General features: G+C 41.0%; 22 protein-coding genes, 1 other RNA gene and 1 pseudogene. 12 read left to right on the plus strand and 12 right to left on the minus strand.

What is annotated here, in order from left to right:
• The first annotated feature begins 81 nt into the window (after positions 1-81).
• Entirely contained in the window at positions 82-423 is a 342-nt protein-coding gene (locus tag BM739_RS16600) for a zinc ribbon domain-containing protein YjdM (protein ID WP_076542642.1), read from the plus strand.
• Positions 424-760: 337 nt separating this feature from the next.
• On the opposite strand, the gene BM739_RS16605 is transcribed toward BM739_RS16600, so the two are convergent.
• From BM739_RS16605 to smpB, 3 genes are all read right to left on the minus strand, one after another.
• Entirely contained in the window at positions 761-1822 is a 1062-nt protein-coding gene (locus BM739_RS16605) for a hypothetical protein (RefSeq protein ID WP_076542644.1), read from the minus strand.
• 245 nt (positions 1823-2067) lie between these two features.
• Positions 2068-2422, minus strand: a transfer-messenger RNA (tmRNA) gene (gene ssrA, locus BM739_RS16610).
• Positions 2423-2495: 73 nt separating this feature from the next.
• Positions 2496-2993, minus strand: a complete 498-nt coding sequence (gene smpB / locus BM739_RS16615; RefSeq protein WP_076542647.1) for an SsrA-binding protein SmpB — start codon at positions 2991-2993, stop codon at positions 2496-2498.
• A gap of 204 nt (positions 2994-3197) precedes the next feature.
• On the opposite strand from smpB, the gene BM739_RS16620 reads away from it, so the two are divergent.
• Positions 3198-3635 carry a type II toxin-antitoxin system RatA family toxin gene (locus BM739_RS16620; protein WP_076542650.1) on the plus strand — a complete coding sequence of 146 codons (438 nt, stop codon included), beginning with the start codon at positions 3198-3200 and terminating at the stop codon, positions 3633-3635.
• A complete protein-coding gene (locus BM739_RS16625; RefSeq protein ID WP_076542653.1) occupies positions 3625-3960 on the plus strand; it encodes an RnfH family protein in 336 nt (111 codons plus the stop codon). The genes BM739_RS16620 and BM739_RS16625 overlap by 11 nt, the downstream gene beginning before the upstream one ends.
• Positions 3961-4066: 106 nt before the next feature.
• Here the strand turns inward: BM739_RS16625 and BM739_RS16630 are convergent, their stop codons facing one another.
• Complete coding sequence (locus BM739_RS16630) at positions 4067-4579, minus strand: outer membrane protein assembly factor BamE (protein ID WP_076542656.1); 513 nt, start codon at positions 4577-4579, stop codon at positions 4067-4069.
• 323 nt (positions 4580-4902) lie between these two features.
• Between BM739_RS16630 and BM739_RS16635 the strand changes: the two genes are divergently transcribed.
• The 5 genes and pseudogenes from BM739_RS16635 to BM739_RS20160 form a co-directional block, all read left to right on the plus strand.
• The gene (locus tag BM739_RS16635) at positions 4903-5724 is read left to right on the plus strand and encodes an SAM-dependent methyltransferase (protein ID WP_076542658.1); all 822 of its coding nucleotides are present in this window, start codon (positions 4903-4905) and stop codon (positions 5722-5724) included.
• Positions 5725-5815: 91 nt separating this feature from the next.
• Entirely contained in the window at positions 5816-6025 is a 210-nt protein-coding gene (locus BM739_RS16640) for a hypothetical protein (RefSeq protein WP_076542661.1), read from the plus strand.
• 10 nt (positions 6026-6035) lie between these two features.
• Complete coding sequence (locus tag BM739_RS16645; RefSeq protein ID WP_076542663.1) at positions 6036-7781, plus strand: GGDEF domain-containing protein; 1746 nt, start codon at positions 6036-6038, stop codon at positions 7779-7781.
• A gap of 1215 nt (positions 7782-8996) precedes the next feature.
• Positions 8997-10634, plus strand: coding sequence for a malate synthase A (gene aceB, locus BM739_RS16655; protein WP_076542729.1), 1638 nt, complete (start codon positions 8997-8999; stop codon positions 10632-10634).
• Between the two features lie 19 nt (positions 10635-10653).
• Positions 10654-10809, plus strand: a pseudogene (locus BM739_RS20160) (isocitrate lyase); the annotation flags it as partial.
• A gap of 350 nt (positions 10810-11159) precedes the next feature.
• Here the strand turns inward: BM739_RS20160 and BM739_RS16660 are convergent.
• The 4 genes from BM739_RS16660 to BM739_RS16675 all read right to left on the minus strand — a co-directional run bounded on the left by BM739_RS16660 (position 11160) and on the right by BM739_RS16675 (position 13804).
• A complete protein-coding gene (locus BM739_RS16660) occupies positions 11160-11642 on the minus strand; it encodes a nuclear transport factor 2 family protein (protein ID WP_076542667.1) in 483 nt (160 codons plus the stop codon).
• Between the two features lie 81 nt (positions 11643-11723).
• Entirely contained in the window at positions 11724-12548 is an 825-nt protein-coding gene (locus tag BM739_RS16665; RefSeq protein WP_076542669.1) for a zinc-dependent peptidase, read from the minus strand.
• 151 nt (positions 12549-12699) lie between these two features.
• Positions 12700-13098 (minus strand): hypothetical protein, encoded by a 399-nt coding sequence (locus BM739_RS16670; RefSeq protein ID WP_076542671.1) that lies wholly within the window; start codon positions 13096-13098, stop codon positions 12700-12702.
• On the minus strand, positions 13058-13804 hold the full coding sequence (locus BM739_RS16675) for an AAA family ATPase (protein WP_076542673.1): 747 nt from the start codon (positions 13802-13804) through the stop codon (positions 13058-13060). Before BM739_RS16675 ends, BM739_RS16670 begins: the two co-directional genes overlap by 41 nt.
• Before the next feature lie 457 nt (positions 13805-14261).
• Between BM739_RS16675 and BM739_RS16680 the strand changes: the two genes are divergently transcribed.
• On the plus strand, positions 14262-14474 hold the full coding sequence (locus BM739_RS16680) for a DUF3820 family protein (RefSeq protein WP_076542675.1): 213 nt from the start codon (positions 14262-14264) through the stop codon (positions 14472-14474).
• Positions 14475-14548: 74 nt separating this feature from the next.
• Here the strand turns inward: BM739_RS16680 and BM739_RS16685 are convergent, their stop codons facing one another.
• From BM739_RS16685 to BM739_RS16700, 4 genes are all read right to left on the minus strand, one after another.
• Complete coding sequence (locus BM739_RS16685; protein ID WP_076542677.1) at positions 14549-15073, minus strand: GNAT family N-acetyltransferase; 525 nt, start codon at positions 15071-15073, stop codon at positions 14549-14551.
• Between the two features lie 74 nt (positions 15074-15147).
• Positions 15148-15450, minus strand: coding sequence for an NrfJ (locus tag BM739_RS16690; RefSeq protein WP_076542679.1), 303 nt, complete (start codon positions 15448-15450; stop codon positions 15148-15150).
• 160 nt (positions 15451-15610) lie between these two features.
• The gene (locus tag BM739_RS16695) at positions 15611-17371 is read right to left on the minus strand and encodes a bifunctional UDP-sugar hydrolase/5'-nucleotidase (protein ID WP_076542681.1); all 1761 of its coding nucleotides are present in this window, start codon (positions 17369-17371) and stop codon (positions 15611-15613) included.
• Between the two features lie 210 nt (positions 17372-17581).
• Positions 17582-18664 (minus strand): CNNM domain-containing protein, encoded by a 1083-nt coding sequence (locus BM739_RS16700; RefSeq protein ID WP_076542683.1) that lies wholly within the window; start codon positions 18662-18664, stop codon positions 17582-17584.
• A gap of 159 nt (positions 18665-18823) precedes the next feature.
• Between BM739_RS16700 and BM739_RS16705 the strand changes: the two genes are divergently transcribed.
• From BM739_RS16705 to BM739_RS16715, 3 genes are read left to right on the plus strand one after another with little or no spacing between them, the layout of a single operon-like run.
• On the plus strand, positions 18824-19945 hold the full coding sequence (locus BM739_RS16705) for a bifunctional tRNA (adenosine(37)-C2)-methyltransferase TrmG/ribosomal RNA large subunit methyltransferase RlmN (RefSeq protein WP_076542685.1): 1122 nt from the start codon (positions 18824-18826) through the stop codon (positions 19943-19945).
• A gap of 34 nt (positions 19946-19979) precedes the next feature.
• Positions 19980-20762 carry a type IV pilus biogenesis/stability protein PilW gene (gene pilW / locus BM739_RS16710; protein ID WP_076542687.1) on the plus strand — a complete coding sequence of 261 codons (783 nt, stop codon included), beginning with the start codon at positions 19980-19982 and terminating at the stop codon, positions 20760-20762.
• Positions 20762-21745 (plus strand): RodZ domain-containing protein, encoded by a 984-nt coding sequence (locus BM739_RS16715; protein ID WP_076542691.1) that lies wholly within the window; start codon positions 20762-20764, stop codon positions 21743-21745. Before pilW ends, BM739_RS16715 begins: the two co-directional genes overlap by 1 nt.
• Positions 21746-21750: the final 5 nt, after the last annotated feature.

Below are 21750 nucleotides of genomic sequence, written 5' to 3' on the forward strand. Positions count from 1 at the left end.
TAACTGCTATCTGTTTCTGCAATAAAAGTGCTATTTAAGCCGCTTAAAGGCAGACAATCATTCATTTAAAGAGAACTCACCATGAGCAATATCCCACCATGTCCAAAATGTGAATCAGCCTACGTATACGAAGATGGCTCACAACTAGTTTGTCCAGAATGTGCTCATGAATGGAACCCAAACGAAGAAATCGTTGATCCAGATGCAATTATCTTAAAAGATGCAGTAGGTAACCTACTTGCTGAAGAAGACAAAGTGACGCTGATCAAAGACCTTAAAGTAAAAGGTTCTTCATTAGTGCTTAAAGTTGGAACTAAAGCGGTTATCAAACGTTTTGTTGATGCTGACCACGATATTGACTGTAAAGTTGATGGTCACGGCCAAATGATGCTCAAATCAAAGTTTGTTAGAAAGCAAAACTAAATCGCTTGTTAATTGAGTTTGATAAAAACCTGCCAAGTGCAGGTTTTTTTATGGACGGCAGTTCAGTTGCCGCCGCCTCATTGGAATCGAAAGAGTTACAATTGGGATTAATAAAAGTTGTTAGAATTAGCCAAAGAAAAAGGGCTTAACCTTGCGGTTAAGCCCTTTTAGAATTTGGTGCAGAAGTAGGGTTTGAACCCGGGTCCCAAAAGCCAGCACTCAACTTGCTGCCCAGTCTTTAATGGGTTTAACTGTAATATCATTAAGTTAGCTGATTGATGTTAATGGTGTTTAATGACGAGTATAGCCACTATTGGTTGTTCACTGTTTTTCTAAACTACATCGTTTTTTTAGGTTGCCACGTCCTGCTGCTTATTTTTTGTTTAAATTTGGGTAAAGCAGTGAGCAGGCCATGTAATTGTACGAAGTTATATTCAAGATGTTCGTTTATTATACTGTCTAGATCAAATGCATAAATATCAAGATATAGAAAATATATAAAGTGTGTCAACGCAAGCTGTTGTTCAATATTTGCTATAAAGGTAGACACACCTTCTATGTCATATGCATCGCCAATATATTGTGAAATGAATAATGATTCTAGTTTATTTTGAATTGGCATTTTTCTAAGGATTGAGTAAATTTGGGTGTTGACTCTCCGTAAGTGGCTTTCATATAAATACAGCTGATTATCCTCGTCATCTATAGGGAACTCTTTGATGAACTTTATCGTTTCGGCTAAATTTAATATCAACTCTTCGGTTAAGTTGTTCAGTATTGTTGTTGTAATTCCTCCCGGCCCATTTCTTAATGAAGAGTCTTCATACAACTTGATATAACATTTTTTAGTATCAATTTTGATTTTGGCACCTGATTGTAAGATGGTTGGAAATTTATTAGACTCAATTTTTGTCTCTACTTGCTCTATATACTCACAGAAATGCTTGTAGTGAGCTAGGTACAAATCAGTTTTGTTTTTCTGTTTAACTTCATTAATTTGTGTCTCTGCTTTGCTTATTTGTAGAGCAGTTTGTTTGGTGCCATGAAGACGTGCAGTTAAAGCCGCTAGAGGGATCGAAAGGGCGAGTAAACCAAGCGGGAGTTTACTAATCTCGATAAACTGCTTGTAACCATCGGCAGAAAGCTCCAACGATAAACCACTCCAAGTCCATATTCCTGTAGAGAAAAAGAGACCAATAGGATACACAATAGCTATAGCGAATAATGGTTGGCTACCTAAGCCATGGCTAGGATCGAAAGTTCTGAAATACTTCCAAAAACCCCAGCTACTTCTGTCTTTATGCCTAGTTAAATAGAGCAGAAGTACTATGGTAAATACTAAAAGTAATGGAGCAAAAATGCTTATAAGCAATTTACTTAGTTCGTTTAATTCATCCATGTGGGGTTATTAATCCTGGTATTGGTTTTTTAGTGACGACATTAGCTTAATTGCCATTGAGTCTTGGTGTGATTAATCATTCAACTATCCTTGTATTTTATAATAATAACCAGATAACAGGGTATTACAGAATACGCTTGAGAGTAAAGTTTGATGACGATGCTGAATTTTTAAGATGAGTAATCGAGAACGACAAATTTAAGGCAAAAAAATGCCACCTATTGCTAGGTGGCATTTTTAGAATTTGGTGGAGGCGGCGGGATTTGAACCCGCGTCCAGAAAGCCTACATCCAAGGCGCTACATGTTTAGTCTCTCTTTTGGTTAACCAAGTACACTCCGAAAGACAGGATTGCAATTGGCGAGTCCGATACTGTTTCGCGGTTCACCCTCGGACGGAGTTCCCTCGCTATCAAATGTAATATGACCATCTTGAATCCCTGCCCATTTGAGAGACGTGGGTAAGATGGCTAGCTAGCCTAAGCTGCTAGAGAGTAGTTAGAGTCGTTAGCAACTATAACAGTGCGGCTTTTTACGAGGCCAACCGCCCCTCGACATGCTCCCAGGGTTTCGTGAATCCTGTCGAATCCAGAATCGCCCCCAAAGTTTGTTGATTGTATCGGGTAAATACTAAAATACCTAATGTATTTGACCACAGTTACAATCGTTTGTTCATTATCCGTCCAGTCTCGACTTCTTCATTACTCGAGATTGTTCAACTTTCCACTCACGTTCTTTAGTGTCTTGGCGTTTATCGTGATCTTTTTTACCTTTACCGAGTCCAATTTCCACCTTTACCCAAGCGCTTTTACGCCAGTAAAGTGACAATGGCACTAAGGTGTAGCCTTGACGCTCAATTAAGCCTTCAAGTTTATCAATTTCACTGCGCTTTAATAACAGCTTTTTAGTACGCACAGGGTCGCAAACCACGTGGGTGGTTGCTGTATTAAGTGGCTGAATGGTACAGCCATGCATAAAGGCTTCACCGTTTTTAATAAAAACGTAGCAATCTGCGAGGGTCACTTTACCCATACGCAAAGACTTTACTTCCCAGCCTTGAAGCTCTAAACCGGCTTCGACTTTTTCTTCGATTTTAAACTCAAAGGTCGCGCGCTTATTACGTGTAATCGTAGCGGGCGGATTCTTTGATTTTTTTGAATTCTTTTTTACCATAATCGCGTGTGATACCCGCTGTTATCCCATTTAAAAACTCTGCGTACTCGTTGACGTGTGGCAGAGATGGGGGAGAGAGAAAACTAATCTGTGGATTATACCCAAACGGCTTAAAGATGCGAGTACATTCATCAAGCTGTAATGGATGCGTTTTCTTGGGAGCATGTTAAAATCGACTCATTGTTAATATGAGTGTTGTTTTTCATGCCAAAAATTTCAAAAAGTGTACTGGTTCGATTTAGTGCAATGCAGATGTATGATCTGGTTAATGATGTGGAGTCATATCATGCATTTTTACCCGGCTGTGTGGGTGGGAAAGTGCTGGAGTTTGATGGACAGACTATGGTGGCGTCGGTTGATGTCTCTAAAGCTGGGATCCGTAAAACCTTCACCACTCGTAATCAAGTGGTGCCAGGTAAAACAATTGAGTTAAGGCTTGAGAATGGTCCTTTTAAACATTTAGACGGTTTATGGCGCTTTACCGAGTTAACGGACGATGCCTGTAAAGTTGAATTTGATTTAAATTTCGATTTTTCAAATCCATTAGCTGATTTGGCTTTTGGCAAAGTGTTTAAAGATCTGATGAATTCAATGGTGAAGGCATTCACTGAAAGAGCCAAGGTGATTTACAATGACAAATGATGTTGAAACTTTTGCAGTGGATGTGATTTATGCGCTGCCGACTCAGCAAAAAATTATTAGCGTGAATGTGCTGCCTGGTACCACATTTATTGAGGCGGTGAAGCAAAGCAATATTGTCAGCTTTTTTCCTGAAATTGACTTAGCCAAGGTGAAGCTGGGGGTGTTTAGCCGTCAGGCCAAACATGATGAAGTATTGGTGCCCGGTCAACGAATTGAGATATATCGGCCGTTAATTGCAGATCCTAAAGATGTGCGTCGCAAGCGTGCTGAAAAAGCCAAAGAAGAAGGCCGCAGCAATAAGATAACTGGCGCAAAAGTTAACTGACATTAAAAACGAATAGCCACATGCTTTTCGGGTGCCGCAATAAAAACGGAGAGAATGACCACATTCTCTCCGTTTTTTATGTGCGATTGATTAAGTCAGTTTTAAATTACTGCTCATCTTGCTGCGGCACATCATTTTCATTTTCGATGCGTTCTTCTTCAACGAGAGGTTTTTCATCGCCTCGAAGTTTTTGCTTCTGTTCAGGCAATAACGGCTCAACCACCCGTGGTGAAACAGAAGGTAATGCACCTTCATTTAACGGTGTTTCGAAATCTTCATGAAGCTTGTAGTCACCTTCTACTTTGGTGAGCAAGTCGCCATCAAAGTATAAAATAAGTTCTTTATGGGTCACTTGGGCGTTACGACCACTTTTAAAGTGATATACATAATACCAAATGTTGTCTGCGAAACTATCACGCAGTACTGGGCGACCTAAGATGTATTCAGCCTGTTCTTTAGTCATGTCGATACGCAGTTTTTCAACTTGCTGTAACTCCATGTAGTTACCTTGTGGTATATCTGGCTTGTAAATTAAGTAGTCAAAAACGCTACATGCACTGAGTGATACTGAAAGCGCAACTGCGCCTAAAAGGGTAAGACTTTGTTTTTTATTTATCATTGTCTGCGCTATTTCCTAAAAATCTGACGCCATCATACCCAAGGCTTCCCTATGCTGACAAGTGGCTATTGATACTTCATTACTACTTCAATGACGGTTATGACTCATTAGTGACTCAGTTAGTTCCCCAAATTTGAGCAATGATGATTTTATTGGTACTAAATATGTTGCATAAATGTTGAAAAGGGATGGTAATAGCGCTGCTATTTATATAAGTTTGATAGTAACTGGAGTTATTTTTAAATGCCGTTATCCGCCATCGTAATGCTAGGGCATTTAGTGCAGTAAGCTCTTAACCTTTTTTTTTGAAAAAATTGAGCACAATGTCATTACCAAGAGTTGAACCGAGTGAGACTGGACGTTTAGTTTTTGTAGGAACGGGACTGCAACTTGCTGGGCATATCAGTAAATTAAGTCAAAGTTATATTGAGAATGCAGATATTGTATTTTCTATTGTGCCTGATGGTTTTGCTAACCGCTGGCTTGAAAGCTTAAATGGCAATCATATCTCATTACAGTGCCATTATGCCCAAGAGGGTGAAGTGAAGAATCGCCGCGACAGCTATGCTGAGATGGTTGAGGCGATTTTGCAGCAAGTTCGTCAGGACAAGCTGGTGGTGGTCGCGTTATATGGTCACCCTGGCGTATTTTCTTGTGTATCTCATTTAGCCATTAAGCAAGCAGTTAACGAAGGCTATGAGGCGAATATGCTGCCGGGTATTTCTGCTGAAGCCTGTTTGTGGGCAGATTTAGGCATTGACCCCGGCTCTAATGGTCATCAAAGCTACGAAGCAACACAGTTTATGCTTTATCAGCATCATCCTGATCCTGCGACTTACTTACTATTATGGCAAATTGCTTTGGCAGGAGAGCATACATTGACCGAGTTTAGTACTGATCAACAGCGCTTGGAGATTTTGGTTGAGCATTTAAGCCAATGGTACCCACTTGATCACCAAGTTGTTATATATGAAGCGGCTAACTTGCCAATTCAATCTCCAAGAATTGACCATATCCCTTTAAAAGAGTTGCCGTTTGCGCCGTTAAGTATGATCAGTACCTTACTCATCCCGCCTTCAATGCCGCTGAAGTTGAATCAGCTGATGATGAAAAAATTAGGGATTAATGCCAATGATATTGGTTAACAGAATGCGGGTTATTGTGGTCAATAACCGCGCTTGATAGCTGTCACTAATTAATAGTGATACCAACCTTGAAGACAAATAAGGAAATAACATGTCAAATTTAACCGAGTTTTTTACTCAATTAAGCTCAGATGCCAAGTTGTTAGAGGCTTATAAGAAAGATCCCCGCGGCGTTATGCAGGCCAATGGTTTATCAGCTAAAGACATAGAGGCTGTGATGTCAGGGGATATGGCGCAAGTTAAATCCTTGGTGGGTGATGTTGAACTGAAATCAATTTTACTCGTCCATCATTTATCGTAATCTTAACCTCATGCTAAAAGCGCTTAATCGGTTACTTTGCACCACGTTATTCATTTTCTGCACTGCAGTGAGTGCCGATGACGTCAGCGCTGACGATATTGACCAAAAATTAGATCTGCTAGATGTATCAATACTTAAAGATATTGATACCTCTAGCGCCACCATTAATGAACTGTTTGGCTTGTTTGATAGTCTCAGTCGACAGCAAAAAATAAGGCTTTATATTTTTGAGTCGGTACGGCTTATTCTGGCGGGAAAATATGAAAATGCCTTGCAGACTTTAGATAAGGCTCTGTTTCTCAACCCGAACGATGAGCAATTAACCAATATTTACGGCTATAAAATTTCTGCCAGTATTCCTTTAAAGCGTTATGAAGATGCTTTTAGCCTACTGGAGAAAAGCCTAGCCCGCATTGACAGTTTTCAAGATAACTCGATTAAAATCAGTTCCTATGTCAGGCTAATGAATACCTATTTAGATTTAGATAAATATGACGAGGTACTTAGGCTTTCAAAGATTGTTTTTACGTTAAACCAAGGCCAAGATAGCAAAGCCCATTGCTATGCCATGGTACTGACATCTTCAGCGCAATTATCATTGCACCAAATCCCTTATCTAGAACAATTACAATTATTTGAAGACACCCAAGGTTATTGTCAACAAAATAATTTCCCGTTAATTGCAGCTATGGCCATTAAAGGCAAGGCTACCGTTGAGTTTGAACACCATCATTATCAAACCGCAGAAGGGTTATTTCTTAAAGCGTTAGCAGCTTATCAACCGTTTAATTTTGAGTTAGAAATTAATAATATTTATGCTTATTTAAGTGAGGTTTATTTTCAGTTACAACAATTCCAGCAGGCAGTTGAATATGCCGAATTGGTCGATAAACTGACTAACGAGCCTAATAATTATAAGGCTAAGCAACGTGCTTATAATGTGCTTTCAATGGTGGCCAGTAAACGAGGTCAATTTAAAGTAGCTTATCAATATCATGTGCAATCCCATGCCATAGGGATGCTGTTAATTAATGATAAAAAGGTCAAAGAAACGGCATACCAAGTTGCAAAATTTGATAATGCAGAAAAGACTCGCCAGTTAAATAAACTGGCACAAGATCAAGAAATGCTAGCGAAAGAGCGCAGCATTATGAATAACGAAAAAAGCGCTTCGTTTATGTTTTCTACTGTATTGACGGGGACGGTGGCATTTTTGAGTTTGTTGCTTGCCACCGCATGGATGCAAAGAAATCAATTTCGCAAACAAGCTCAAATTGATTTACTCACCGGCTTGCTAAATCGTGGTACTGGCGAAGAAAAAGCCGAGGATGAATTTGTCCAAGTGCTTGCCCGTGGCGGACAATATAGCGTTATCGTGATTGATTTAGACTTATTTAAGCAGATTAACGACAGCTTTGGCCACGGTACTGGGGATTGGGCATTAAAGAAGGTTGCTGAGGTGATAACAGCGAATACCCGCAGTACAGATATCGCCAGTCGAATGGGTGGTGAAGAGTTTGCTATTTTTATGCCGTTTACCACAATAGAATTAGCGGTTGAGTTAGCGAAAAAAATACGCTTTGATATTGAGTCGATTGATACTCGCTTTTCTGGTCATCAATTTACAATTACCGCAAGTTTTGGTGTTAGCCAAATAACGGCAGATGATCTAAGCCTTGATCCCATCATTAACCGTGCAGATACGGCCTTATATAAAGCAAAATCTGAAGGCCGAAATAAAGTGGTTTCTTTATAGTCGCAATTTGTTTTAGCAATACATGTTAACTAAGTTCACCGTTGCAATGACTCAGTTACGACTCAGCGTTTTTCAGTCTCATCTTTATACATATCACAGCCTTATAATGGCTAACTACCTAACAGCATCTTATGCAGCTTGGTTCTCAAAGCTCTTTCAGATTAAGTCTAAATATCGTGCCAAAACCCCTTAAACATTACCCAAGCGAGCCATTAGCCGCTACTTATTAGGGAACGGTTCAATACGGGAAGTATTTATTAGCGGCTGCTTATTAGGGAGCTGTCGTTACAGGTTAGGGCTTAAAATTTTAACTAAAAGGACCATTTTTGTGGGCAGAGGTTTAAAGTCGCTTATAGCAAAGTCATTAGTTGCCATCGCCTTGCCATAGTGGCGCTAATGTCTCTGTGCAGGTGGATTGATGTTTACAATCCACCTGCTTTGGGCGTTTTTATCTGCACCAATATGGCTTCTGCATTTGCAGGCTTTGACCTTCCTTAGTGCAAAAATGCTTAAAATTGTGACTTTTTTAACTTTTTATAAAAAAAAGATGCATTTATTTTCGACTAAACCAATAACTTTTGTGATGTTGATCCGGTTACAACTCCATTAGTCTAGAGTATATATTCTATACATTGAATTTTGTTTACGTAAACGTCAAATTAAAACAGTCGTTTAATTTCGGTTCTGATTAAGCATATTATAACTTGATGATTTTAGTTGTTTTAATGGCTTTACCTCAGGGAGCGTTCAAAACAAAGCGCTATTTCTACTTTAGTATAAACCCGCCTTAATTGTGTAAATTAATATTTGCACTTGGTAATTTAAATACCTACCTAATTACCTTCTTATACTGTTGGTAAATTGGTTGGACAAGTTACCAATTAAAACCGGTTAAATCTTGGGTTAATTCTTTATTTGTTTTAAATCAATTGTTTGCCGGTGTGTTGTTGTTGGTTTAACCAATTATTAGGTCGCTATTTGGCTTGTGGTGGATGTTATTTGGTTGTTGCAAATGCAAACGTTTCTGGTTAGGTTTTAGTACGAAACAAACATTTGATGGTTAAAGAGTAGCAGGGTTTGTTTTTGGATATGTGCAATAAGTTGTCTGTTTATCAACACTGATAGAGGTGAACAGATAAATACGCTTACTGACCACCATTCAACTTTTAAAACGAATTATTGCTCAAGGGGCTAAATATGACTGCAGAACAACTAATGGCTAAATATGCTAAATCACAGCCAAGTGCTGAAACTGATTTACCAACAAGCTTAGAGCTTGCTTTGATTGGCCCAGAAGTCCCTGGTCAAGACGTTATCTTTAATGAAGGCTCAATGTCATTACTGGCTAGCTTATGCGGTGCTTTTGCAGCTGAAGTTCCTCAATTACTGTCACAGCGCAAATTAAAGCAGCAACGCATTGATGATGGTCAATTACCTGACTTCTTACCTGAAACCCGCGCAATTCGAGATGGTGAGTGGGCGATTAGAGGAATACCTGAAGATCTTACCGACCGTCGAGTTGAAATTACTGGCCCTGTTGACCGCAAAATGATTATTAATGCGCTGAATGCCAACGTAAAAGTATTCATGGCAGATTTTGAAGACTCACTAGCTCCAAGCTGGGAGAAAGTCGTTCAAGGTCAAATTAACTTACGTGATGCAGTACGAGGCGATATTAGCTTTACTGCTGAGGCAACAGGCAAACATTACAGTTTAGATGAAGACCCAGCAGTATTAATTTGTCGCGTACGTGGCCTGCATCTAAAAGAAAAACATGTTGAGTTTAAAGGTCAGTCTATTCCTGGTGGACTATTTGATTTTGCGATGTATTTCTATCACAACTATCGCCAGCTATTGGCTAATGGCAGTGGCCCATACTTTTATATTCCTAAACTTGAAAGCCATGTTGAAGCGCGCTGGTGGGCAAAAGTGTTCGCCTTTGTTGAAGATCGCTTCTGCTTAAAGCCTGGCACTATTAAATGTACCTGCTTAATTGAAACCTTACCGGCAGTATTTGAAATGGACGAGATCTTATATGAGCTTCGTTCAAATATTGTGGCATTAAATTGTGGTCGCTGGGATTATATCTTTAGTTATATCAAAACCTTAAATAAGCATGCCGACCGTGTTCTGCCAGATCGTCAAGCTGTGACTATGGATACACCATTTTTAAGTGCTTATTCACGTTTACTGATTAAAACCTGTCACAAACGTGGCGCATTAGCGATGGGCGGTATGGCAGCATTAATTCCGGCTAAAACCGCCGAAGAAAATGAAGTCATATTGCAAAAAGTAAAAGGTGATAAAGAGCTTGAAGCGCGTAATGGCCATGATGGTACTTGGGTGGCACATCCTGGTTTAGCCGATACCGCCATGGCTATTTTCAATGATTATATTGGCGCTGGTACTAACCAGTTGCACATTACCCGTGATGTCGATGCACCGATATTAGCTGAAGAGCTGCTAACACCTTGTGATGGTGAACGCACCGAAGCAGGCATGCGGTTAAACATTCGCATTGCAGTGCAATATATCGAAGCGTGGATCCAAGGTAATGGTTGTGTACCCATTTATGGCTTGATGGAAGATGCCGCCACCGCAGAAATCTCACGCACCTCGATTTGGCAGTGGATCCAACATGAAAAGTCACTTTCTAATGGCAAATTAGTCACTAAAGACTTATTCAAAACCATGTTGGCTGAAGAGTTAATGAATGTCGAGCAAGAGCTAGGACAGCAAAGATTTACCAGTGGTCAGTTTATTAAAGCGGCCAGTTTGTTTGAGGAAATTACCACTTCTGATGAATTGGTCGATTTCTTAACACTACCGGGTTATGAGTTATTAACAGCTTAAATTCAGTAGAAGTTTTACAAAAGTTTAATTTAAAGCGGCAGAGAAAGGTTATACATTTGTGTCGCATCAACAAGAAGTGGGCGCAGGTTACTTTGACCAAGTGACAAGCAGTATGCAAGGCGGCAAATCTTCCGTGACGGCGTTGCCTGGCTCTACCGAAGAACAGCAGTTTTAATACCACTTCTGTAACAGTTTAGCTGCCATGCAGCTGATGTCCCCCGATATAGTTCACCTACAGGCTACATCGGGTTTTATCCAGTATTTGGAATTTTAGCGCAAGCTAGTTGTCGTTCTTAATGCGAGGATTTTTTACTTCCTACCCAGTAAGTTTTCAACCATTTGCTTGTGTTGCGGCTCTTTTGAGCCGTTTTTTTTGCCTAAAATTTATTAACTTAATTTCTGACGAGCAATACATCTTGTGGTTATGCGCTTGCCTGCTTGCTGCTTTGCAGCCGTAATTAATACAAACAGCCACAATCAATACAAACAGCCACAATCAGTACATAGGTTGAACAACAAATTTATTTAAGTTTTATCTGCGCCAATTAACTGCGCCACGGCTTTGGCATTGTCATTAGGCACTGCAATACTTAAATGATATTGGACAATTTTCCAGCCATCTTCCGTTAATTGCAGCGCACCTGTGCCGCGACATAAGCCATAACTGGCACTGTGAAGTAATTCATCAAAGACAATCGTATTATCAAATTGCAGTAGCTGGCGTGAGTTGACTTCATAATGCCATCCATCTGTGGGTCTGGCATAAGTGGCAAATTGCTGCATATCCCAACGCTCAGTGGCATCAGTGCCTAAAAACACTGCTTGTTGGTGATATAACGAAAAGTAACTGTCCCAGTTCGCTTGGCTGGCATTTTGGTGCAGTTGGTCGAGAATGCTATTAGCTTGTTGCTTTGACTCGTCAGAGAGCGCCTCTTGAGCTGCTAGGGGCAAAGATGACATTAAACATAAACTAGTGGTTAATAATAATCTTAAGATGGCTTTGTGCATGAAATTTCCTTGTCTGCTAAATGCTGGGTGGTAATGATAGCCGCGAAGCTCAATGGCTCAATGCTGATATTAATGCTGCTATTAATGCCAATTGATTGGGTCTAGCTGATAAAACTGACTCAGCTCTTTATAAAGTAATTGATGCTGTTGGTAAAACGCTAACGGTTTCTCGAAAAAGGTTTCACTAATGACGGCAAAAAACTCAGCAGGATTGGTCGCCCCGTAGTAGTTAAACAGTGAGGGTAATTGATGCTGGGCACAATATTGCAGCGCTTTAAACTCACGACCGAGTGTTGCTGACCAAGTGGCATAATCGGTGAAATCTTTTAATGGCGGCGCGCCATTGGCATTGCCGTTTTCTTGGTCCAGCTGATGAGCAAACTCATGAATAACCACATTTTGGCCATCAAATGGCGCTGCAGCGCCGTCCAAAGTACTTTTCCACGACAAGATGATCTTGCCATTACCCCAGGACTCTCCCAGTAACACATTACGTTCATTAGAGGTTACCCCGGCAAAGTCGGTGTTATTTTTCTCAACAATAAACGCATAGGGGTACACTAAGATTTGTTTTAACTTGGGGTAAAAATTGGTTTTTCGATTGAGTAATAACAAGCAGGCTTGGGCGGCAATGGTCACTCTCACCTCGTCGGTAATGTTAAAGCCATCACAGCCGACAAATTGTTTTTCATCGATAAAAATCTGGATTAATTTTTTTAGTTGTAGCTGCAGATCTGTAGGCAAGGCATGAAAATAGGGTAAGCGGCGCTTAAGGATCTGCCGCCATGCTTTAGGGAAAGGCCTTGCCATCAGCTGTTGCCTGCGCTTTTCAGTGCGCTGTGACTTAGTCATAATCAACCCGATGGCAGTTACCGCGACGGTGACAAGTAAAAACACTGCAAACATCAGCTCTCCCAAATTATATTAGCTTGTGATTATGTTATTGGGTAAATTTACGCCAAATTCAAGTGGCTGATTTTTATTGAGGCAAAAAAACTGGCAAACAACCAAGGTTGCTGCCAGAAAGAAGGGGAGGGAGCTTATTTTTATAGTTGGTTTAACGTATTTGCAGTCGTTGTTCTATTTGCTGTTGCTCTTCAAGTGATAAAGAAAAATGTTTTTTAATCAAGAGTCTAATTAACTTTGATTTTGCTGTTTGGCTACTTTGACTTAAGCTGGTTAATTGCTCAATTGCCGCTTCACTTAAGGTAAATGTTGCCCGTCTAAATGGTTTAGGTTTTTCATTTATGGGTTCATTCGCTTCAGCTTGGGTGGTTAATTCCCATAGCTGCTGCATCGCCTTTTGGTTTGTATCTGCATTTTTACAGGCACTTGATTGCTGTGGTTTGCCCATAGCGTAAAGATTTGCTGCCTCAATAAAGTCATCAACTGACATTTGCGGCAAAAAAGGCGTACTACATGGCGTAACGGTTTTCTTCAGATCGGCCAGGCCCATAACTTCCCCCTAGTTGCGTTACATTATCATTATTATTTCGCTGCCTAATAAGCTGTTTGGCATCGCTTACTTCTAGCAATTCACAAGCAATATTACGGATTTCAACCGCGGCTTTTCCATTGGGGTCTATTTCAATGACTGACAAGCCAGACTCTTCACTGTCGTCATAAATATTTCGGCTGTAAGTAATCGCATCAAGCACGTTAATATCGTAAGTTTTACATACCTCTTTAGCTTCGAGTATTCGACCTGCTTGATTAGGTAAACTTGGACACTGAGTTACCACAAAAGAGGCTTTCATGGTGGGATTAATCATTTTGCAGGTAGCGACAATATCATCCATGTGACTGACCGTTTTTAGGTCTCGGCGCTTAGGTCTTAGGGGCATTAAAGCGTGAGAGGCCACCGATAATGTGGCGCGCAGGGCTAAATTGTCTTGGCCGCCGCAGTCAACGAGTACATAATCATAATGTTTCTCAAGACTGAGTAAGTCGTTACGGATTTTGCCGTACAATTGCACGCAATTTATTGCTGGTAATTCAGGGTTGTTATTGCGCGCTTGGATCCAATCTGAAGTGGTTCTTTGCGGGTCGCAATCGACCATGATAATACTGGCTGTGGCTTCTTTAGCGAGAAATACTGCGATATTTTGGGCTAGGCAGCTTTTACCACTACCGCCTTTTTCACCACCGACTAAGATAATCATCAAAACATCTCCTGATGTGGTATAACGCCATTGGATTATCAATCGTGATTGATTCGCTTGGTTACGAAAGGTTGCTTTTTCGTTGGCGTTTTATGTTGCACTTGTTACTAACTTTATGTTGCCATGGCTTGGTCGTCAATGTGCTATAAATTGACGCTTTTAGTGGCTTTGACAGGCGTTTATTTTTTGACAAAATAGCGGCTGATGGCGATTTTTTGACTGTGTTAACCTTGTGGGCTGCTCACTAGAGGTTTAGTAATAAATTGAATTGCTTACGTTGATTATTGGATAAATTAATGACCCGTAAAGTGACTAGTGATGTCAGCCGCTAAATGTAAATGACTCTTATCTATAACTAAACTTTGCTTTTGTATTTATCGCTATTCCAAAATGTTATATTGCAATGGTTAATTAAATCTCTTGAACTAAACCCCTTGAACGAAAAGACTTTGACACTATGAATGAGAAATTATTACTAGAAGCCATTAATCAAACCATGCCGTTTGGTAAATATGCTGGGCGAAAGTTACTGGAATTACCTGAGCCATACTTGGTGTGGTTTCACAGTAAAGGCTTCCCTGAGGGGAAGTTAGGTGAGCAATTGGCATTAATGTATGAAGTGAAACTCAATGGTTTAGAGCAGATGCTGCAGCCGTTATTAAAAAAGTAAATTCAGTTGTTAAGGTGTTTGAAAGCTTGCCTTTATCGGTTGATATTTTGCCTTGTGCTGCAGACTGTTAGGATTTAACTGAGCGGCTTGCTTAAATAGAAACTATTAATCACCTGCTGTTGACTGATTTGGTAGCTTGGCTGGATCAGTGTAAACCCTTGCTTGATGAAAAATGCTTTTGATAAGTATGACGCATCAACATTCAATTCTGCATAGCCTTGGCTGCGAGCCCACTTTTCTAAGGTTTCATATAGCTGACTTGCTAGCCCTTGTTGCTGATAGGCGGGGGCGATATACAAACTATCGATATAGCCGCGGCTTTTAAAATGGGTTTCGACATTGATAACTCCAATAACCTTGGGCTGCTGACTTGCTAAACTATCGGCTGTGTTTGTCGCCAGCATTAACCAAGCTTGGGATCGTCTCAGCCGTAACTGCCAATGTTTTGCTGAGCGCGGTTTAGTTGACCATGCGGCTAATTGGGCTTGAGAGTAACGTCGGTGTGAGATTTGTCGAACACTTTGATGCACTAGCTCACTGACTTGCTGAGCAAAAGCAAGCCTGAAGGGGATAATTGAATATTGCGCTGTTTGAGTCATGGCTGCTTGATATCAGATAAAAAAATCGGCTAATGAGAATTAGCCGATTATGGGGTATTTATTGCTAAAGCGAGTTATTTTTTCTCGATTTTGCCAACAAATAATAATTCATCAAAGGTTTTGTTTAATGTGCTGCTGGTGAAATCTTGCATCCACATTTGCTCATTCATGATCACAGTGTCACCTTTAGTGATCGCAACTTGTGGGCCTGCAGCCCAAAAAGTTTTATCTTCTGCTTTAACTTGAACATAGGTATAACCACCGCTGTTCATCGTTTCTACTACTTCACCTTGGTGCATAATACCAGCAGCCCATGCTGATGATACGCCTAATGCTAATGTTGCTGCTGCAGCTAATTTGATCAGTTTTGCTTTCATGAATACGTTCCCTATTTGATTAGGCTAAATTTTGCAATGATTCAGGTCATGAATCTACATAAAGATAGTTTATTAAATCATGAAGCGCACACAGGGTCTGTGATCCGCGGCAGATTTGTGAATACTAAATTACGACACAAGGCAAAATTTAAACTCAATATTACCTATGACTAATGTAGTAAACATTAGGCTGTAATGGGTTTTCGATTAAGTTTCCATGCTGGGTAACAAAATCAACAAAGGCTTCAGGTAAGGTCATGGTGTCTAAGTCTTGTTGCCAATGGGCTTTTAGTAAGGCGTCATAACCTTCTTTGCCTAAGGCGGTATAGGCCGAAGACACGCCAATATAGAGTTTTTCAGGATCAATTGCCGACCATAAACCGTCTTGATATAACTCAACGGAGGTAATACGTTGATGCATGGCTAAGGTGCCATCATAGAAATAGCGGATACCATAAGTGTAGGGAAAGCTACCAGCGCCAGTGCCAGTTACCCCATTATTGGTGGCGGCATTAATGGCCGACTCCAGCACTTCATAGAGGTATTTGCCTTGAATTTGATATTTCACTAATGGCAATTCAAAAGGCAAAATCCGCCCTAATACATCGGCCATTGATAAGTTGCCTTTATTTAATGACTGCCTAACACCACCGGCATTATGTAAGGCAAAATCGAGTTTTTCACCTGAATGCTTAGTGGCTTTAAACATACTTCTACAAACCCAAGGGGCGATTTCACTGCCATGGGGAAAGTGTTTACTGGGTAAACGGGTATGGATGAAATCATGGGGTATGTAAGCAAGCACTTGCTCTTCTAGCGCATTTAACGCTGGGCGGTATTGCTCCATTATGGTGTTATGAATGGTTTCACTGGCCTGAGCACCACGAATAGCAGGGTGGTTGATAAGCTTGGTTTTTACGCTATTTATTTGCTGCTCTGTGGGCAAAGTATTGAGGTTAGTAAGCTGATTATCTTGCTTTGGATTAAACAGCACTTCTAATTCATCATCAATCATAAAGTAGTTATTGCCATTTATGGCAATACAGGCGCCAGAGCGATCGAAAGTGATATCAGCTAAGCCTAGGACTTCAGCGTATTTACTGGCATGGATGATTGGGGTGTTATTTACTCGCTCAGCATAGGGAGTATGACTGAGGCCGAGATCATCAAACAGGCCTTGTAAGGTATGTGAGTGCCCACCAACTATGACGCTGATCCCAGATACTTTTTCTGCTAACTCTCGGTCTTGATCTAGCCCCAAATGGCTGAGGACAATAATATGCTGTATGCCTTGTTGCTGCAGACTGGCAATGGTATTGGCAGTCGTTTCAATGGCATTAATAAAATGGGTGTCAGGATCGGGACGAGCAATCAGCGGCATCTGATCCAGCGTAATCCCGACAATGGCGATGTGAGTGTCATAAAACGGCTTAATTAGCACCTTGGCACATTGGGTCTGATTGTCGTAATCATAAAGCATCGGGTGACCACTTAGGCGGCCTTCTTTATCGGTTAACTCTTGGCTGAGATCCATATTGCCAGCTAACACCGGAAATTCGATACGATTTAAAAAAGCCAGTACTGGGCTATTACCCGCATCTATTTCATGATTACCTAGCACCATCGCATCGGGTTTGAGCATATTGAGTAGGTGCGCGTTAGCGGCGCCTTGAAATTCTCTAAAATATAAGGTGCCTTGAAAGCTATCGCCGCCATGCAAAAACAAAAACTCATGGTTATGTTGAGCAGCTTGTTGCCTTGCTGATTCAATTTGATGACCTAAACGGGCGTAGCCACCTGTTTTCGTGTTGACGTGATAATGCTGCTGCTCGACCGATAAGGAAAATTGAACACTGCTAGGCTCAAAATTAGAATGAGTATCGTTAATATGAGCAAGGCTAAGGCGATAGTTATTGGGCATCTTTTACTCTAATACAGAAAAAGGAGGCTGTTCCTGATCCGGCGTTTAATGAACTTAAATGGGTGACTTATTTTTGTCGCTGTTTGCTTTAGTCGTTGTTTACTTTAGTTGCTGCTAGTGCATCACAGTTAAACCAAGGCTGTGGTTAAATTACCTAAATTAAAAAGGGAGCTTAAGCTCCCTTAAATCTGTAGCGATAAAGCTAGAGTATTATTGCGGCGGGGTTTGAGATTGCTTGGTAAACTCACCGTCATCAGACAATACAATGCCTTTATGCTTCATGCGGCTACTCCACAATTTACGTGCTAATTGCTGCATATCGGTGACAGGATCGTTTGAATCGACAATTTCTAGTCCCAGTAAAGACTCAACAATATCTTCTAAGGTGACGATACCTTCACCCGAACCATACTCATCGACAATCATAGCGATTTTAGTATTACGCTTAATCATCAATTCAAATATCGGTAAAATCTTGGCGGTTTCGGGAATAACCAGCAGGTTTTTCTTCAAGACACCAATGGATTCTTTCTGGGTGTAACGTTCAGCTTGAATAATATTATTACGGTTAACATAACCAATAATATTATCAGGATCGTCTTCATATACTGGAATACGGGTAAAAGGTTTAGCTAAAAACTGCTGCACAAATTGCCCTTGGGTCATAGTCACCGGTAATTTAAACATCACGGTTCGCGGCGTCATAATCGCTGAAACCGGCATTTCTTTAACCGATAACATTTGCGTTAAAATGGCAGACTCTTGTTTATCCAGCTCGCCAGATTGTCGGCCTAACTCAGCCATCGCGCTCATTTCTTGACGTATGTATTGGCCTTCATCACCCTTACCTAATAATTGGGTGACCTTTGACGACATCCAAATTAGTGGCTTGGTAATACGCTCTAACCACACTAAAACTAGCGACACTGATGGCGCTAATGACCGCCAATAGTTTGCACCTAAGGTTTTAGGGATGATTTCTGAGAAAAATAAGATGAGAAAGGTCAGTACCCCGGAAAATACCCCTAGCATTTCATCACCAAAGACTTTTGCCGCTTGAGCACCAGCAACAGCTGCGCCTACGGTATGAGAAATGGTATTGAGAGTCAGGATAGAAACCAGTGGTGATTCCACGTTTTCTTTCTGTTTATTAAGCCGAGCGGCAGCTTTACGATTCGTTTTAGCCAAAGTGGCAATATAACTAGGCGTAACAGACAGTAGTACCGCCTCAAATACACTACAAAGAAAAGAGATTGCAATGGCGATAAATACTATAATGATAAGGGTTATCATAAAGGTGGAATTACACCTCCAAATGGCAGACCAATATTAGTCCGAGGAAATTCTAGCATAGTCTCTAAGCTTTGTTGCTACTTCTATAGCCAAATTTTGTTAGGATCTGTATAATTCGCCGCCCGCAAGCAAGTTTTAGGTTTTTTGAGGTTACACAACATGAGTGAAAAAAAGATCAATTTATTGGATCTTGATCGAAAATCGATGAGAGCGCTATTCGCAGAAATGGGCGAAAAACCGTTCCGAGCCGATCAATTGATGAAATGGCTTTATCACTTTGGTGTTAGCGACTTCGAAGAAATGAACAATATTAACAAAGCACTGCGCGCTAAATTAGCTCGAAAGTGTGAAATTGTTGCCCCTGAGATTGCTAGCTTCCAAAAGTCATCAGACGGCACCATTAAGTTTGCTATTAATGTCGGTCAAGGCCAAGAAGTAGAGACGGTTTACATCCCAGAAGAAGACCGTGCAACCTTGTGCGTATCATCACAAGTGGGTTGTGCATTAGAGTGTACTTTCTGCTCAACAGGGCAACAAGGCTTCAACCGTAACCTGTCTGTGGCTGAAATTATCGGTCAAGTATGGCGTGTATCAGAATTTTTAGGTTTCCATAAAGACACTGGCGATCGTCCAATCACTAACGTTGTTATGATGGGAATGGGTGAGCCACTATTAAACTTAGCCAATGTGATCCCTGCAATGGACATCATGTTAGATGACTTTGGTTTCAGTCTGTCTAAGCGTCGTGTGACCTTATCGACTTCAGGTGTCGTGCCTGCGTTAGACAAATTAGGTGACGTAATTGATGTGGCTTTAGCAGTGAGTATTCACGCGCCAAACGATGAGCTACGTGATGTATTGGTGCCGGTAAACAAGAAATACCCACTAGAAGAATTTTTAGCTGGGATTCGTCGTTACCTAGAAAAGTCCAATGCTAACCGCGGACGTGTTACAGTCGAATACGTGATGCTTGATCATATCAATGACAGCACAGATCAAGCCCATGAATTAGCCAAGCTAATGAAGGACACACCGTGTAAGATTAACTTAATTCCGTTTAATCCTTATCCTGGTTCACCATATGGTCGCTCTTCTAATTCTAGAATTGACCGTTTTTCTAAAGTATTAATGGAATACGGCTTAACGGTTATTGTGCGTAAAACCCGTGGTGATGATATTGATGCGGCTTGTGGACAATTAGCCGGTGATATTCGTGATCGCACTAAACGTTTAGCAAAAAAACAAATGCAACAAAATCAGATTTCGGTCACAATGGATTAACTCATTGTTTGTATAGATTAATAGGCGTTGGAATATGCATGGATTGCCAAAGTTTTTGATTGTAGTCGCGATGGCATTACCGATAGCAGGTTGTGTCACTGAGCGAACTTATAGCGGTACTGATATTCCTGTTGCCGAAAGAACCTTAGATAAGCAAGCCGCAGCCATTGAACGAATGCAGCTGGGGCTGACTTATCTAAATCGTGGCAATATCGAACAAGCTAAATTTAATTTAAATCGTGCAGTTGAATATGCACCGCAGTTAAGTTCAGTGCATATCGCGATGGCGTATTATTACCAAACGGTAGGTGATACTGTACGTACCGAGGCGGCTTATCGTAAAGCCATTGCTGCGCCAGATGCGGGCGGTGATGCGAAAAATAACTTTGGCGTGTTTCTTTGCCAGCAAGATAAATTCGCACAAGCTGAAGAAATGCTATTAGCCGCGATTGAAACCAAACAATACACTCGTACCGCTTCAAGTTACGAAAACTTAGGCGTGTGCAGTATGTCTGCAGGTGACACCGAAAAAGCCAAGGGCTATTTTGAAGATGCGCTGCGATATGATCCAAGACGACAATCAACCTTGAAAGAATTGATTGAGCTTGCGATAGTAGAAAATGATTATCAAGCCGCTAAGGCGAATTTAACGCGTCTTCACCGTGTGGCACAACAAACACCAGAAAGCTTAGCATTAGGTATTAAAATTTCCCGTGAGTTAGCGGATGATGAAGCGGTAAAACGCTACGGAATTACTTTAATTGCCAAATATCCTGCTTCAGAACAAGCGAAAGAATACAGGGCTAATTTGCATTAATGACAAATAAAATTACAGAAATAGAAACAGATAATAATCTCGAGCAAACAGAATTACTCGAAACTGTTTCAACAGCGGGTATGCTGCTACGCACCGCCCGTGAAAAAAAGGGTGTCTCGATAGATGCCGTGGCAATACAGCTGCATTTGCGTCCCAGTGTTATTGAAGATATTGAAAATGATATTTTTGATAATATTGCCTCAGCAACCTATGCCCGCGGCTACGCTAAAAACTTTGCCAAATACGTTGAAGCAGATGTAAATGCAGTTCAACAATGTTTAGCCCAGCAGCTTCCTGATGAAACTGCAGCTATGCAAAGCTTTTCTCGCAAAACGACCCGTGAAGCCCGTGACAGCCGTCTCACCTTAGTTACTTATCTTATCGTAGCGATATTACTTGCGCTATTATTGTTGTGGTGGGTACAAAAAGACTCAATGCTAACGGGAGTTGATTTATCAAAGCCGACAGCAGAAGAAGTCGCTGCTGCTAATGTAGCGCAGCAAACCCAAGACTTATTAGAGCCAGAAATCGATCCTAAACTGGCTTATCGGGAACCCGTTGCCAGCGAGTCAATCTCAGCACAAAGTCAAAATGATGACCCAGTTCAAGTGAGCAGTAATGTTCAGGACAATAACGGTGTTATCGAGCCTGCAACGGCGACTGACACACTTGGCTCCGTTGCTGTGACGCCCGCAGTAACAGCTGCCGTTGATACTGTAGTCACCACCGCTGATGTGATCGTAACCGATACGATATCGCTCAGCTTTAGTGATGATTGCTGGGTTAACATTATCGATGCCGATGGTAAAACATTGGTTGATGGCGTTAAGGGCTCAGCTAGAGTCGTTGAAGTCACCGGTAAGGCACCTTTTAAAGTGATATTGGGTGCGCCGCAAGTTGTCACCATGAGCTTTAATAATGAAAATGTCAGCCTTGCTGAGTTTTCTGACCGTGTGGCCAAGTTAACCTTGCCTAAAGGCTAGTGTTT

The sequence above is a fragment of the Shewanella sp. UCD-KL21 genome (assembly GCF_001957135.1).
Lineage (GTDB): Bacteria > Pseudomonadota > Gammaproteobacteria > Enterobacterales > Shewanellaceae > Shewanella.